Annotated in this window: 14 protein-coding genes and 1 pseudogene; 7 read left to right on the top strand and 8 right to left on the bottom strand. The window is 75.2% G+C overall.

Annotated features, from left to right (window positions below; genetic code table 11):
• Nucleotides 1–97: 97 nt before the first annotated feature.
• The 5 genes and pseudogenes from ABZ249_RS12295 to ABZ249_RS12315 all read right to left on the bottom strand — a co-directional run bounded on the left by ABZ249_RS12295 (nucleotide 98) and on the right by ABZ249_RS12315 (nucleotide 4,823).
• Nucleotides 98–1,103, bottom strand: a pseudogene (locus tag ABZ249_RS12295) (CPBP family intramembrane glutamic endopeptidase).
• Nucleotides 1,100–1,699, bottom strand: a complete 600-nt coding sequence (locus ABZ249_RS12300; RefSeq protein ID WP_355261051.1) for a DUF3887 domain-containing protein — start codon at nucleotides 1,697–1,699, stop codon at nucleotides 1,100–1,102. The pseudogene ABZ249_RS12295 and the gene ABZ249_RS12300 overlap by 4 nt, the downstream one beginning before the upstream one ends.
• Nucleotides 1,700–1,796: 97 nt before the next feature.
• Nucleotides 1,797–3,374 (bottom strand): hypothetical protein, encoded by a 1,578-nt coding sequence (locus ABZ249_RS12305; RefSeq protein WP_355261054.1) that lies wholly within the window; start codon nucleotides 3,372–3,374, stop codon nucleotides 1,797–1,799.
• 116 nt (nucleotides 3,375–3,490) lie between these two features.
• Nucleotides 3,491–4,288: a methyltransferase domain-containing protein gene (locus tag ABZ249_RS12310; protein ID WP_355261057.1), complete on the bottom strand. Its 798-nt coding sequence runs from the start codon at nucleotides 4,286–4,288 to the stop codon at nucleotides 3,491–3,493.
• A 97-nt stretch (nucleotides 4,289–4,385) separates the two neighbouring features.
• Nucleotides 4,386–4,823, bottom strand: a complete 438-nt coding sequence (locus ABZ249_RS12315) for a helix-turn-helix domain-containing protein (protein ID WP_338151217.1) — start codon at nucleotides 4,821–4,823, stop codon at nucleotides 4,386–4,388.
• Nucleotides 4,824–4,982: 159 nt separating this feature from the next.
• On the opposite strand from ABZ249_RS12315, the gene ABZ249_RS12320 reads away from it, so the two are divergent.
• Nucleotides 4,983–5,465 carry a VOC family protein gene (locus tag ABZ249_RS12320; protein ID WP_355261060.1) on the top strand — a complete coding sequence of 161 codons (483 nt, stop codon included), beginning with the start codon at nucleotides 4,983–4,985 and terminating at the stop codon, nucleotides 5,463–5,465.
• A 132-nt stretch (nucleotides 5,466–5,597) separates the two neighbouring features.
• On the opposite strand, the gene ABZ249_RS12325 is transcribed toward ABZ249_RS12320, so the two are convergent.
• Nucleotides 5,598–6,353 (bottom strand): class I SAM-dependent methyltransferase, encoded by a 756-nt coding sequence (locus ABZ249_RS12325; protein WP_355261063.1) that lies wholly within the window; start codon nucleotides 6,351–6,353, stop codon nucleotides 5,598–5,600.
• Nucleotides 6,354–6,384: 31 nt separating this feature from the next.
• Nucleotides 6,385–7,146 (bottom strand): (2Fe-2S)-binding protein, encoded by a 762-nt coding sequence (locus tag ABZ249_RS12330; protein ID WP_355261066.1) that lies wholly within the window; start codon nucleotides 7,144–7,146, stop codon nucleotides 6,385–6,387.
• A 239-nt stretch (nucleotides 7,147–7,385) separates the two neighbouring features.
• Here ABZ249_RS12330 and ABZ249_RS12335 point away from each other — a divergent pair, with 239 nt between their 5' ends.
• From ABZ249_RS12335 to ABZ249_RS12345, 3 genes are read left to right on the top strand one after another with little or no spacing between them, the layout of a single operon-like run.
• Entirely contained in the window at nucleotides 7,386–8,645 is a 1,260-nt protein-coding gene (locus ABZ249_RS12335) for a histidine kinase (RefSeq protein ID WP_355261804.1), read from the top strand.
• A complete protein-coding gene (locus tag ABZ249_RS12340; protein ID WP_355261069.1) occupies nucleotides 8,642–9,382 on the top strand; it encodes a response regulator transcription factor in 741 nt (246 codons plus the stop codon). The genes ABZ249_RS12335 and ABZ249_RS12340 overlap by 4 nt, the downstream gene beginning before the upstream one ends.
• Before the next feature lie 48 nt (nucleotides 9,383–9,430).
• Nucleotides 9,431–10,405 (top strand): DUF4097 family beta strand repeat-containing protein, encoded by a 975-nt coding sequence (locus tag ABZ249_RS12345; protein ID WP_355261072.1) that lies wholly within the window; start codon nucleotides 9,431–9,433, stop codon nucleotides 10,403–10,405.
• Nucleotides 10,406–10,408: 3 nt separating this feature from the next.
• Here ABZ249_RS12345 and ABZ249_RS12350 read toward each other — a convergent pair whose 3' ends face one another.
• Nucleotides 10,409–10,792 carry a hypothetical protein gene (locus ABZ249_RS12350; protein ID WP_355261075.1) on the bottom strand — a complete coding sequence of 128 codons (384 nt, stop codon included), beginning with the start codon at nucleotides 10,790–10,792 and terminating at the stop codon, nucleotides 10,409–10,411.
• A gap of 364 nt (nucleotides 10,793–11,156) precedes the next feature.
• Between ABZ249_RS12350 and ABZ249_RS12355 the strand changes: the two genes are divergently transcribed.
• Genes ABZ249_RS12355 through ABZ249_RS12365 form a run of 3 tightly spaced genes read left to right on the top strand, consistent with a single transcriptional unit; the run spans nucleotide 11,157 to nucleotide 12,831 of the window.
• Nucleotides 11,157–11,846 (top strand): hypothetical protein, encoded by a 690-nt coding sequence (locus ABZ249_RS12355; RefSeq protein ID WP_355261078.1) that lies wholly within the window; start codon nucleotides 11,157–11,159, stop codon nucleotides 11,844–11,846.
• Between the two features lie 11 nt (nucleotides 11,847–11,857).
• On the top strand, nucleotides 11,858–12,280 hold the full coding sequence (locus ABZ249_RS12360; RefSeq protein ID WP_355261081.1) for a phage holin family protein: 423 nt from the start codon (nucleotides 11,858–11,860) through the stop codon (nucleotides 12,278–12,280).
• Nucleotides 12,256–12,831: a DUF3618 domain-containing protein gene (locus tag ABZ249_RS12365; protein WP_355261084.1), complete on the top strand. Its 576-nt coding sequence runs from the start codon at nucleotides 12,256–12,258 to the stop codon at nucleotides 12,829–12,831. Before ABZ249_RS12360 ends, ABZ249_RS12365 begins: the two co-directional genes overlap by 25 nt.
• The last annotated feature ends 56 nt before the right edge of the window (nucleotides 12,832–12,887 follow it).

Genomic DNA, 12,887 nt, shown 5'->3' on the forward strand with positions numbered 1-12,887 from the left:
GCCAAGAACAACGGGACCGTCGACCTGATGGTCCGGGCGGCCACCCGCCTGGTCGGCGGCCGGGTGGTGGGCCGGCCCCTCCCGCGAGCCGGTACGGCTACCCGCCGGTGGCGCGTTCCGGCCCCGCGTCCTCCAGAGGCGCGTCCTGCCCCGACGGCGCGGGGGGCGGGGGCGGCGCGGGGGCGAACCGCCCGGTGGCGACGAGGACCGCGACGAACGCGAGCGGCACGATCCACCCGCTCCAGCCCAGGATCGTCGCCTGCGTGGTGTCGATGTGCTCTCCCGCCGCGGCGAAGAGGAGGTAGGTCCCGCCCGCGCCGTTGAAGGCCGCGTGGGCGAGGGCCGCGGGCCACACCGACCCCGACCGGAGCCGCAGCCAGCCGAAGACCGCGCCGACCACGGTGCACATGCCGGTCATCATGACCACGGCCAGCCAGCCCGGCGCGTCCGGGTAGTTGTACCCCAGGAGGATGAGCGGGGCGTGCCAGCCCCCCCCAGATCACGCCCGAGACCAGCAGGGCCGGCAGGGTGCCCAGCGGCATCAGTTTCGGGAGCAGCCACCCGCGCCACCCGAGCTCCTCGCCCAGCGCCGGGAGGAGGTTGACGAACGCCGCCATCGGGAGCGCGGCGACCTGGACGGCGACGAGCACGCCGACCGGCACCGGGATTCCGTCCGCTCCCAGGGCGCCCGCCTGCTCGTCGAGGACCTCCCGGAAGGCCGAGAAGCCCGTGAAGTCGGCCGGGTAGACCCCCAGCAGCGCGCCGACCGGGAGCGCCGCCAGGACGAGCGCGATGGGCACGAGGACCCCCGCCGCCGCGTAGCCCAGCACCCTGCGGGCCGGCCGCAGCGGCCACAGTCCCAGCGTTCGCGCCTTGTGCGGCGGCCGTTCCACGAAGAACACGACGACGAGGGCGGCGATCGCGGGGGTCCCCATCACGGCGACGGCCACAGGGGCGAACCAGGGGTCGGCGATCCCCTCGCCCAGCCAGAGCGGGAGCGCCAGGAGCCAGGCGAGCGCGAACGCGAGGCCCGTGAAGACGGCGACGGAGCGCAGGTCGCGGCGGCTCGTGCGGCGCCCGCCCGGGGGCGCGGCGGCGGTCACGGCCGCCGGCTCTCGTCGAGGATGTGCAGACCGGCGATGGTCCGGTCGTCGCGGAACGCGATCCGCGCCGTGTAGTCGCCGGCCTCCAGCGAGAGCGGCGTGTTGGTGACCGTCACGTCGGCGGCACGGGCCACCTCCGGCTCCCCGTGCCCCTCGAAGGCCCCGGACATGCCGACGATCTGCGCCCAGGCGGCGGCGAGCGCGTCCTCGGACAGGCCGTCGCGCATGGCCGGGTCGAACCGGTCGGTGATCCGCGACCACCGGCCTGCCGCGAGGTCCTCGATCACCGAGGCCGCCAGTTCGGCGGCACCGGGGAGGGGGGTGGTGTCCATGGGTTCTCCCGTTCTGGGGTCGACCGGTCTGCCGTAGCGCTGGAACGCCGCCTGCCGGCTCACGCCGAGCGCGTCGCCGATGACCTGCCACGTGACACCGCTGCGCCGCGCCTGCTGCACGACGGCGCGCACGACCCCGTCGGCGTCCGCCTGCATGCGCAGGGCGAGTGCGATCGAGCCGGCCCAGTCCTCGTCCGCGGTCCGGAAACGCGAGGCGAGGAACTCCTCCGTGTGCGTTTTCAGCGACCGCAGCGCATTCGTCAAATCTTCTTGCACTTGTAAAGCATAGGTTTACAAGCGGGCCGAGTGCAAGCAGGGGCCGGGGCCCCCGGGCCCCGGCCCCGGAAGCCCCGGGCGGCGCTCAGTCCATGAGGCGGTCGAACATCCCGCGCACGTCCGCCGCGGAGTAGTCCGAGTCGTACTCCCCGGGCACGATGTCGAGGAAGTAGGACTCGTACTCCAGCTCCTCGGGGCAGGGGTCGCCGATCTCCTCGGTGTACTCCTCCACCAGCTCGCCGCTGTGCAGCTCGTAGGCCTGGAGGGTGAACGCGCTGGCGTAGAAGTCCACGTCCGTCGACCCCGAGAACGGGAGCAGCAGCTGGTCCTCACCCGGCTCGTAGGCGCACGTCCGCTGGAAGGAGCCCCGTTCGGGGCCCTGCACGCAGACCACCAGGACCGTCTCCTCGACGGTGTCGGCCCGCCAGGAGTCCGGGAAGCCGTACTCCTCGGGGTCCAGCCCCGACACGCGCATCGCGTGCGGGCCCTCCCCCTCGTAGGCGGGCGCGGCCGGGAACGCGGCCGGGTGCGCGCAGTACTCCTCGGTCGCGATCAGGCTCTCGGCCGAGCGCGCCGCCAGGGGGTGCTCGGGATGGGCCGCCAGGAACTCCTGGTGGGCCCCCGCCCCCTCCTCGGGCCGGACCGAGGCCAGGGCCTCCGCGCAGTCGAACATCCGGACCGGCGCCTGTTCGGCCTGGGGTTCCATCACACGGGCCAGCGCGGGGTCCTCCCAGTCCTGGGCGAGCAGCCAGCCGTCGATCTCCCGGGCCCGGCACGGGGCCATGCCGTCGAGGGAGGACAGGAACGACTCCGCGACGGCGCCCACCCGCCCGCTCTGGCCGGGGGCGTCCTCCAGGGTCCGCGCCAGCTGCGTGAAGGCGTCCTCCACGGCGGCCACCGCGGGGCCGTGGCCGCCCAGCGCCTCGCCGGCGGCCTCCTGCTCCCGGGCCCGCGCCACGACCGTGTCGAGCAGGAGTTCGGCGCGTTCGGGGCCGGCACCGTCCCAGAGCGCGCCCGGTTCGGCCAGGTACCGCTCCAGCTTCTCGGCCGCGGCCGCCGGGTCGGGGTCGGACAGGGCGGCGGTGAGCAGCTCACAGGCCTGGCGCTGTTGGACGCCGCGGTCGGCGGCCGGGCCGTGGGCGATCCCGTGCGCCGGGAGGAGCCAGCGCAGGGAGGCCAGGGCGCGGTCGCAGTCGCCCGCGGTGTGCGCGGCCTCGGCGTCCCGGGTGATCGCCCAGGCGTCCAGCCGCAGCCACGCGAGGGCGACCAGGAGCACGCAGGCGCCCGTGAGCACCCGGGTGCGCCACCGCGGCGGGGCCGCCCCGCCCGGGACCGGGGTCCCGCCGGGGCGCCGGGTGAGCCACCAGGCGTGCACGACCGCGCCCGCCCACACCAGCCCCAGGAGCACTCTCCAGGCCGTGAAGTGCGGGAACAGGGCGATGAGCGCGACCAGGGCGAGCGCCGCGCCCGCGGCGGCCAGGGCCCAGTGAGGGCGGCGCACCAGCAGGTAGCCCAGCCCGAGCAGGGTGGCGTTGCCCAGGACGGCCGAGAACGCGTCGGGGCCCCCGGGCGGTTCCGGGCCTTCTGCGGGTCCGGCCTCGGGGCGGGCTCCGGGATCGGCGGGGGGCTCGGGGGAGGGGAGGGGGTGTTCGGGTTCGGTCATGGAGGGCTCCGGCCGTGACGAGGGGGTGACCGTGTGTTCTCCACCCAATCAGACCGGGGGCCGCCCCGGGAGCCCCCGCCGGTCCGCACCGGCGGGGGCCTTGTTCGTCCGCCGTCTCAGACCCGGCACAGGACGGTGCCGCGGGGGATGACGAAGACCGCGTCGGGGTCCCGGCTCCAGGCCGCCCACCCCGCCGAGATGCGTTCCAGGTCGGCGGGGGAGGCCAGCCCCTCGGCGACCGCCTGCCGGGCCAGGTCCGACTCCAGGATGCGGCGCGACCACATGCCGCCCCACCAGGAGCGCCGTTCGGGGGAGGAGTGGTCCCACACCTCGGCGGCGTAGGTGACGTCCTCGAACCCGGCGGCGCGGGCCCAGGAGAGCAGGCGCCGCCCCGCGTCGGGCTCCCCGCCGTTGGCGCGGGCCGCGCGCTGGTACAGGTCCATCCACTCGTCCAGCTCCGGCGGCCGCGGGTACCAGTACATCCCCGAGTAGTCGCTGTCGCAGGCCGCCACCACCCCGCCAGGCGCGGTCACCCGGCGCATCTCGGACAGGGCCCGCACCGGGTCGGCCACGTGCTGGAGCACCTGGTGGGCGTGCACCACGTCGAACGAGGCGTCGGGCAGGTCCAGGTCGTGGACGTCGCCGACCCGGAAGTCGATGTTCCCGGCGCCCTCCTTCTCCGCCGTGGCGCGGGCCAGCCCCACCGCCTCGGCGGAGGAGTCCACGGCCACCACCCTGCCCGGCGCGACGCGCGCGGCCAGGTCGACGGTGATGGTGCCCGGACCGCACCCGATGTCCAGCAGGGAGCGCCCCGGGGTCATCTCGGCGAGCGCGTACCCGGCCGAGTTGGCGGCGTTGCGCCAGCGGTAGGAGTCGGTGACCGAGGGGTGCTGGCCGTGGGTGTAGCGCGTCATCGTCGCCCTTTCCGTCGGGGGACCGCCGTGTTCGCGGTACCCCGACCCTACACCCGCCGTCTCTAAAGATGAGATCTCAATATCAGAATGTGAGACATCAATTCTGTGCGACCCGGTCCACCAGGTCCAACAGGGCCGCGGTCCCCGCCGCGTCCCCCAGGATCACCAGCCGCAGGCTGCGCGCGCCCGGGTCGTGCACCGCCTGGACGTGCACCGGCGGGCGCCCCTGCCCGGGGGTGGCGGCCGCCGCCGTGAGCAGCGTCGTCACCCGGTCGGCCCGGTCCCGGTCCACCCCCTCCAGGCGCACCACCGCCGACACCTCCGCCGACGCCGGCCCCTGCGGCTCCGGCGCCTCCACCGGGCCCCCGCCGAACGCCTCCAGGTCCTCGCGGCGGATCCGGTACTGCTTGCCGATGCGCGTCGCCGCCAGCCTCCCGTCGCGGATGTAGCCGCGCACGGTCTTCACGTGCAGCCCCAACAGCTCCGCCACCTGGTCCACCGAGTAGTACCGCTGCTCCACGAAACGCCCCTCCACTTCCGGATATCCCCTGATCCTAGGTCTCCACGGGGGAGGATGAGGAAGCTTGGAGGACTGCGGAGAACGCCGGAGAAAACCGTCCGGACCGCGATGAGTTCCGGCCCCGCGCCGGGTCGGTACCTGTGACGGAGCAGCACGCACCGAAGGGACACCACCATGACCGAGCTCGAGATCACCCCGTGCCTGTGGTTCGACGGCCGGGCCGAGGAGGCCGCGGAATTCTACGTCGGCGTGTTCGACGACGCCCGCATCCTCAAGGTCGTCCACAACGGCCCCGGCATGCCCGGCCCCCAGGGGTCGGTCCTGACCGTCGACTTCGAGATCCAGGGCCAGCGGATCACCGCCCTCAACGGCGGCCCGGAGTTCACCTTCAGCGAGGCGTTCTCCCTCCAGGTGCCGTGCGCCGACCAGGCCGAGTCCGACCGCTACTGGTACGCCCTCCTGGAGGGCGGCGGCCAGGAGAGCCAGTGCGGGTGGCTCAAGGACCGCTTCGGGTTCTCCTGGCAGGTGTTCCCCCGCGAGCTGGACGACCTGGTCACCGACCCCGACCCGGGCCGGGCCGAGCGGGCCGTCAAGGCCATGCTCGCGATGCAGCGCATCGACATCGAGGAGGTGCGCCGCGCCGCCGACGCCGCCTGACCGGCCCCGGCGGCCCGGGGGCAGGCCCCGCGGCCGCGGGCCGTCGCGGGCGGCGCCGGGCGGGCCGCAGCGCGGCGAAGGCGTGGAAGAGCACCGTGCGGCCGGGGCGGGCCCCGGCCGCACGGGCCCGCCTCACACCCGCACGAGCGTCAGGTACGCCATCCCCATCACCTCGCGCCAGCCGTCGACGCGGGCCACCCGGTGCCGGTCGGACAGGGCGCGGACCTCCTCGGCGTCGGGGGAGCCGGGGTTCTCCACCAGCCACTCCTCCCACGCCTTGGCGTGCCGGTTCTCGAAGTCGTCCCACTCCTCCAGGGACGCCTGCGACAGCGCCCACAGCCGGAACCCGTAGGACAGCGCCATGTCCACCAGCCCGCGCATCGTCCGGTACTGCTCGCGCGGGGTGTCGTACATGGCCGCCAGCTCGGCGTCGGTGGGCTCGCGCACCCAGAAGCACTCGCCGAACAGCAGCCGCCCGCCCGGCCGCAGCAGCCCCGACAGCGCCTCCAAGGCGTTGGCGGTGTGGGTCACCGGCTCGCCGCCCCAGGCGTGGGTGGCCCCGATGTTGAACACGACGTCGGCCCCGCCGCCCGACCACTTCCCGGCGTCGCCCACCACCAGCTCCACCCGGTCGGCCAGCCCGCGCGCGGCGGCGTTGGCGCGGCCGTGGGCGATGGCCCCCTCGCCGATGTCGATGCCGAACCCGGTCGCGGTCGGCGCGCCCTCCAGCGTGCGCAGCAGCAGCTCGGCCCACCCGCAGCCCACGTCCACGACGTGTCGGCCGTCGAGCGGCCCCAGGGTGTCGATGAGCCGGGCGGCGTGGGCGTCCGACAGCGGCCCGTTGAAGTCGCAGTCCCGGTACAGGGGAGGAATCTCAGGAGTGGTCATCCGGGCAGCGTGGCACGCTCCCCGCCCGGTGTCACCCCGATTTCCCCGGCGCGGCGAGCGCGCAGTCGCCGCAGTACCCCGCCCCGGGCACCCGGTAGTACAGGCAGCAGGTGGTGCGCCGGAACACCGCGGCCCCGCCGGCGTCGCGCCCGGTGTAGGAGCCGGTCCCGGCCAGCGCCGGGGACGCCGCCAGCAGCCGCACCACCTCCTCGGCCGCCTCCCGCACCGCGGGCCGGGCCAGGCCCAGCGAACGCGCCGCCCCCGCCAGGGCCGAGGCGGTGTTGCCGCGCAGCAGCCCCGGCGCCACCCGGCCCGTGCCGCGGGGCACCGCGTCCAGGGCGGCCGCCACCGGCTCCAGCACCCCGGCCAGGACGGTCGCGGCGATGTGGCCGGCCACCGCCGCGGGGTCCTCGCGCGCGATCGGCTCCGCCCACCGCTGGGAGGTGCGCAGCACCATGGGCCCCTTCGCCCCCGGGTCCCGGTGGAAGGCCTCAGCCCGCAGCGCCGCACCGTGGCACAGCGCCGCGGCCAGCACCGGCGACAGCGTCCGGGTGGCCAGCCCCTGCTGGAACAGCGAGGCGCCCACCCGCCACTCCACCTCCCGCGCCGGGACCCCGGCGAATCCCGCCAAGCTCCCGCGCACCCGCTCCACCTCCGCCGCCACCGCCCCCGGGCCGGGGGCGCCCAGCGCCCGCCAGCGGGGCCCGGGAGGCGCCGCGTCCAGGGCGAACAGCATGTTGATCCGGCCGACACCGGCCAGGACCGGCCCCACCTCGACCCGCCCGTCGCCCACCCTCGCCCCTCTCCCGCGGACCCCGCACGCCCCGGGTAGTGCCACCACCACCCCGTGTCCACGTGCTGATGACATCGTGTCCCGGCCGCCCCGAACCTAGATTGGGACACGTGACCGGTCACAGTCCATCCATCGCACGCCCCGGCGGCCCGCCCCGGGCCCCCGCCGGGTCCGCGGGCACCTCCGCAGCGGCCCGCGGTGCCCCCTGGCGCACGCGCGCGATCGAGACGGCCCACCTGATGACCTCGCTCGCGCTGTCGCTGTTCTACCTGGTGCCCGCGACCCTGATGGTCGTCTCCGCCTCCTGGGTGGGGTTCGTCATCGCCCCGGGCACGAACGGCCCCCTCCAAGGGGGGCCGCTGAACATCCTCACCGAGGCCCTGGTCATGGTGGTCCTGCTGCCCGCCGCCGCGACCCTGCTCTCCCGGCTGGCCTGCCGGGTGCAGCGGCACCGGCTGGGCACGGTCTTCGGGATCGTGGAGACCGCTCCGCCCGACCCGCTGGCCCCCGACGGCCGCTGGTCGCGGCTGTGGCGGTTCGTGTTCGGGCGCGAGGCCTGGTCCATGGTCGTGTACACCACCGCCGCCGGCCTGCACGGGCTGCTGTTCGGCGGGATCGTGGTGGCCCTGGTGGTGTGCGGACTGGCCGTCGCCGTCGGCGCCCTGGTCGGCATCGTGTTCATCCTCGTCCAGGGCCAGCCCTCCGACCTGGCCGGCCCGCTGGTCCAGGTGGTCCTGGCCCCGCTGTCCGTGCTCGTGGGGGTGCGCCTGGCCCCGTACGCGGTGTCCACCGAGGTGGCGCTGCACCGGGCCCTGCTGTTCGACGCCCCCGAGGTGCGCATGCGCCGCCGCCTGTCCCACGTCCAGGACAGCCGCCTGCGCATGGTCGACGCCGCCGAGGCCGAACGGCGCCGCATCGAACGCGACCTGCACGACGGCGCCCAGCAGCGCCTGCTCGCCCTGACCCTGACCCTCACCCGGGCCCGCGCCCGCGTGGGCACCGACCCCGGCGCCGCCCTGGAGCTGATCACCGAGGCCCAGCGCGAGTCCCGCGAGGTCATGGAGGACCTGCGCGAGGTCGCCCGCGGCCTGCACCCCCGCGTGCTCACCGACCGCGGCCTGCCCGCCGCCCTGCCCGTGGCCGCCGGACGCTCGCCCGTCCCGGCCAAGGTCGAGGTGGACCTGCCCGAACGCCCCTCCGCGCGCGCCGAGGGCGTCGCCTACTACGTGGTGTGCGAGGCGCTCACCAATGTCGCCAAACACTCCGGCGCCTCCCGCGTCACCGTGTCCGCCCACCGCGTGGAGCGGCCCGCCCGCCAGGGCGGGGACCTGCTGCGGGTCGCCGTCACCGACGACGGCGCCGGCGGCGCCGAACCCGACTCCGGCAGCGGCCTGTACGGCCTGTGGGACCGGGTGGACGCCGTCGACGGCGTCCTGACCGTGCACAGCCCGGCCGGTGAGGGCACCGTCCTGACCGCCGACATCCCTTGGGAGGCATGAGAACCGTGTTCCACGGCCACGACGCGCGAACGGTCCCCTACGGGGCCGCGCAGGACACCGGGGCCCCGGACAGGGGGCCGCGGGTCATCATCGCGGAGGACTCGGTGCTGCTGCGCAGCGGCATGGTCCGGCTCCTGGAGGACGCCGGGGTGGAGGTGCTGGCCCAGGTCGGCGACGCCGACACGCTGATGGCCGCCATCGCCGAGCACCCGGACGTGGACCTGTGCCTGGTGGACATCCGCATGCCGCCCACCTTCTCCGAGGAGGGCATCAAGGCGGGCATCCGCATCCGCGAGGAGCACCCCGACGTGGCGGTGCTGCTGCTGTCCCAGCACGTGGTGAGCCGCTACGCCGCCGAACTGTTCGGCGGACGCGACATGTCCAGGGTCGGCTACCTGCTCAAGGACCGGGTCGCCGACATCGACGAGTTCCTGACCGTGCTGCGCCGTGTGGCCGGCGGCGGCGCGGCGATCGACCCCGAGGTGGTGTCGCAACTGCTCAGCGGACACCGGGGCAGCGCCCTGGACCGGCTCACGCCCAGGGAGACCGAGGTGCTGGAGGTGATGGCGCAGGGCCTCAACAACGCGGGCATCGCGGCCCGGCTGACCGTCACCGAGCGCGCGGTGGAGAAGCACATCCGGTCGATCTTCACCAAGCTCGACCTGGGCCAGGACGACCACGACCACCGCAGGGTGCAGGCGGTCCTGCACTACCTGCGCGACCACGACCGGAACTGACCGGCACCGGGACACAAGGGGGCGAGAGCCCGAACGGAGAGGAAGACAGTGAGTTTCAAGGCACGGGGCCTGTACGCCTCGTCGAGCAAGGAACCCGGCACGGGGTTCCGCATCGGACCGTGGCTGGTGCTGGGCGGCGTCCTGGTGGTGGCCCTCATCGCGGTCACCGCGGTCTCGGTCCTGGGCAACGTGGGCGTGGACCGGGGGGACCGGCGGGACTCCTTCGCCGCCCCCGAGCGCGTGGTCGTCGAGAACGGCACCGGGGGCCGGGTGGCCTTCTCCGCCGCCGGGAACGACGAGGTCCAGGTGGACCGGGAGCTGCGCGGCACCCCCCTCACCGAGCCCGACGAGGACATCGAGGCCGAGGGCGGGGACCTGCGCATCGAGGCCGAGTGCTCGGGCGTGTGGTTCCTGGGCGGCTGCTCGATCGACTACGACATCGCGGTGCCCGCCGGGGTGGCCGTGCTGGTGGAGACCATCGGCGGCGAGGTCACCGCCACCGGCATCGAGGGCGGGGTGGAGGTGTCCACCGTCAGCGGGGCCGTGGAGCTCGCCGACATCACCGGCGACGTGGAGGTCGAGACCACCAGCGGCCGGATCGAGGCCGAGGGGGTCACCGGGTCCGCGGAGCTGGAGTCCACCAGCGGGGCCGTCAGCGCCTCCGGCGAGGGCGAGCGGCTGCGCGCCGTCAGCACCTCGGGCGACGTGGACGTGACCGGGTTCGCCGCGCAGTCGGTGGAGGCCGAGTCCACCAGCGGCGGGGTGGCCGTGGGCGGCGGGTTCGACACCGCCGAGATCTCCTCGGTCTCCGGGAGGGTGGAGGTCGCCACCGACGCCCCGTTCCGGACCCTGGTGGTGGAGACGACCAGCGGCTCCATCGACGTCCGGGTCCCCTCCGGCGACTACGACGTGACCGGCGAGTCCGTCTCGGGCGGGCGCGACATCGAGGTGGGCACCTCCTCCGACGGCCCGCGCGTCCAGGTGGACACCGTCAGCGGCGGCGTCCGGGTCCACGGGGGCTGACGCTCAGCCGCGGGTGAAGCGCAGCGCCGCCCAGTCCGAGTCGATCGGCACCTGGGCGGCGGGGCGCCACCCGTCGTCGACCAGGACGTCCCAGCCCCGGTCCGAGCGCAGGTCGGTGATGATGGTGCCGCCGGGCTGGGGGTAGCACACCCACACCGCCGCGGCCGGGGACAGGGTCTTCAGGATCGGGTGGACCTCGCGGTCCACCGTCGCGCGGTCCAGCGCGAACAGGTGCACGGAGTCGTACTCGGCCCCCTCGATGGGGCCCAGGTCGATGTGGGTGTCGGGCGGCGGCTCCAGCAGCCGCAGGTACCGCTCGGGGGCGTTGAGGACGAGCAGCCGGTCCCCGGCGCGGACCCCGAGCCTGTGGGCGAGCGTCTCCGACATGTCCCCCTCCGATTCCTGCGGACGGACCCCTTCGCGTCCTAGGGGACACGGTAAGGGCCCGGCGGCCGGAAACCGAGGACCTGCCCCCCGTCGACCCGGAGATGACCGGGTTTTTAGGATGCCCCCGGCCGGGGCCCCGGACCGGGGCCGTGGGGCGCGAATCCGCCGGGAGAAGGGCGATCCCGCCCCCCGGGGACGGCCGGGGGCGTATCCGCCCCGGCTCCCGCCGCCCGGTCCGGGGCGTATCCGCCCCTCTCCGACCCGCGTTTCCCGCGGGGCCCCGGCGTGCGATGTGTAGCCGGAGGGCGGCACGGGTAGGCGCGGCCCCAACCGAGGAGACGACCGGCTTCGAGGAGGCTTGGTGATGCACTCGAACGAGGGAGCGGGCGGGGCCGGAAAGGTCGAAGAGCTGGCCGGGACCGCCCGGGAGGCGGCCGGGGAGGTCGCGTCGACAGCGGGAGAGCAGGCTCGCTCCTTGACCGCGGAGGCCCGTTCGGAGGCCGTGCACGTCGCGGAGGACGTCCGGTCGCGGCTGCGCGAGGAGGCCCGGGAGCAGACCCGGCGGGCCTCGCAGAACCTGCGCCAGTGGTCCGACGAGCTGTCGTCCATGGCCGACCAGGGGGTCCCCGGGTCCCCGGTGCGCGACGTCGTGCGCCAGGTGGCGCAGGGCGGGCAGGGCGCCGCGGACTTCCTGGAGCGGCGGGGGATCGACGGCCTGATCGAGGAGACCAAGGACTTCGCCCGCCGCAGGCCGGTGGCCTTCCTGGCCGGTGCGGCACTGGCCGGGTTCGTGGCCGGGCGCGTCCTCAAGGCGTCGTCCGACTTCACGGACCAGGGCGGGGACGAGCGGCCCGAGGCGGCCGGCTCCGGTGAGCGGACGCCGAGGCCGCGCCAAGGGGACACCGGGCCCGACACCCCGGCCGAGTGGCTCCACCGCCACGAGGAGGGGCATCCCGGGGCGTCCGGCCACGAGCCGCCCGGATACGGCGCCCCGGAGCCGGACGAGGTCGCTCCGCCGCCCGCCGCCCCCGGTACGCCGGGGCGGCCCTACTGAGGGAGGCCGACATGGCGACAGTTCCGCAGCCACCGCCGCGCGATGAGGACGACGGGCGCGACCCCACCTTCTCCGAACTGCTCGGCAAGGTGACGGGCGACCTGCAGACCCTGTTCCGGCAGGAGGTCGCCCTGGCCAAGGCCGAGGTCCGCGAGGAGGCGGTCAAGGCCGGCAAGGCCGCGGGCCTGCTCAGCGGCGCCGGGTTCTCCGCCTACATGGCGCTGCTGCTGCTCAGCCTCGCCGCGGTGTTCGGGCTGGCGGTGTTGATCGGATCGGGCTGGGCCGCGCTGGCCGTGGCCCTGGTGTGGGCGATCGTCGCCCTGATCCTGTTCGTCACGGGCCGCAAGCGCATGCGCGAGGTCTCGCCCAAGCCCGAACGGACCATCGAGACCCTGAAGGAGGATGTCCAATGGGCGAAACACCCGACGAGATAAGGCAGGACATCGACCGGACCCGCACCGAACTGGTCCACGACTCCGACCGGCTCGTGGACCGGGCCCGGCCCGGCAGCATCGCCGACCGCGGCACCCGGCGGATCCGGGACAGGGGCCGCAGGCTCAAGGAGCGGGTCATGGGCGCCGCCCCCTCCCGCGACGAGGTGACCGGGCGGGTCCGGCACACCGCCGACCAGGCAGCCGACCTGGCCAGGTCGGTGCCCGAACAGGCCGTGCGTCGGACCCAGGGCAGCCCCGTCGCCGCCGGGCTGATCGCCTTCGGCGCCGGCTTGCTGGCCGCCTCGGTCCTCTCCGAGAGCCGTGCCGAGCAGCGGGCCGCCCAGCGCCTGGGCGAGCACGCCGGCGAGGCGGTCGAACCGGTCCGCCGGGCGGTGGCCGAGTCCGCCGAACACGTGAAGGAGCAGGCCGTGGAGTCCGCGCGGACCGCGGGCGAGCACGTCAGGGACAGCGCCGCCGAGGCCGCGCGCACCACCGGTGAGCACGCCCGGCACGAGGCCGGGGCTGCCGCCGAGGAGATGCGCGGTTCCTGACCCGGCCGCCCGCGCACGTTCCGTCGTGCCCCGGGCACCGGGGCGACACGACGGGG

The sequence above is a fragment of the Nocardiopsis sp. NPDC006139 genome, from assembly GCF_040614155.1.
Classification (GTDB): Bacteria; Actinomycetota; Actinomycetes; order Streptosporangiales; family Streptosporangiaceae; genus Nocardiopsis; species Nocardiopsis changdeensis.